This window comes from Nitratidesulfovibrio liaohensis (assembly GCF_011682075.1).
Taxonomy (GTDB): Bacteria; Desulfobacterota; Desulfovibrionia; order Desulfovibrionales; family Desulfovibrionaceae; genus Cupidesulfovibrio; species Cupidesulfovibrio liaohensis.
Map to the genome: position 1 here is coordinate 1 of NZ_VSMK01000651.1, position 926 is coordinate 926.

General features: G+C 72.2%; 2 protein-coding genes and 1 pseudogene. All 3 read left to right on the forward strand.

Translation table 11 applies throughout. The features are described from left to right. Positions 1–316 (forward strand): annotated as a pseudogene (locus tag FVW27_RS17150) (hypothetical protein); the annotation flags it as partial. Then, entirely contained in the window at positions 313–669 is a 357-nt protein-coding gene (locus FVW27_RS17155; RefSeq protein WP_208294863.1) for a hypothetical protein, read from the forward strand. The pseudogene FVW27_RS17150 and the gene FVW27_RS17155, both read left to right, overlap by 4 nt. Beyond that, on the forward strand, positions 666–926 hold a 261-nt coding region (locus FVW27_RS21025; RefSeq protein ID WP_243838540.1), incomplete at its 3' end, for a terminase small subunit. The genes FVW27_RS17155 and FVW27_RS21025, both read left to right, overlap by 4 nt.

The following is a 926-nucleotide window of genomic DNA, read 5'->3' on the forward strand; positions in this document are numbered from 1 at the left end:
GGATTGGCAGGCCGAGCAACTGCGGGCCGAACTGGACAACACCCGCGACGCCCGCGCGCGCGAGGTGGCCCTGGCCCGTGCCGGGCACGGCGGGGCATGGGTGACCGGCCTGGTGGCCCTGGTGGTGGTGGCCGGATTCTTCGGCATGCTGCGGGCCGTGCTGGAGCATCCCTCGGTAAGTGAACCGGCCCTGCTGCTGCTCGGTTCGCTGGGAACGGCCTTTGGCGCGGTGGTCAACTACTACCTGGGCTCGTCCCTGGGTTCGTTCCGCAAGGACGAACTGCGCTCCCGCGCCGGGGAGGGCGCCCCGCGATGACCTTCCCGAACGAATCCGTGGACGGCACCAGAGAGCGCGACGGCGAGTGCCGGGCCGAAGGGTGGCGGCTGGACCGCCGAGTGGGAGTGCAGGCTCTGGCGGCAGCGGCCACGGCCTTTGCCGGGGCGGTGATGCTGGCGGCCACGGTGCAGGCCCGGCTGGACGCCATGGAAGCTCGCGCTGCCGCCCTTGACGGCGATGTGCGGTCCGCCCGCGAGACTGCCGTGTGCGTTGCCCGCATGGACGAACGGCTGGCCGCCGTGCAGCGCGCACTGGAAGAGATGCGCACCGACCTGCGCCACCTGCGCGCCGAGGCCCGCGTTTCCGCCGTCGTTGAAAAGGAGGCCCGATGAGCAAGGCGGAAAGCAGCGGCGAAGGCTCCAGACCCCAATCCGCCGGAAGAGCAGGGAGTGCCGAAGGAACCGGCCCCTCGCGAAGCCCGGCAGGCTCTCAACGGGAAGGAGACGAGCGCTCCCCTCGGCTTGGGGTGCGCCAGCGCCGCTTCGTGGAGGAATTCCTGGTGGACATGTCGCCCGTGCGGGCTGCCGAACGGGCGGGGTACGCGCCGGTGCGCGCCGCGCGCACGGCCTCGCGTCTGCTGGGCTCGCCC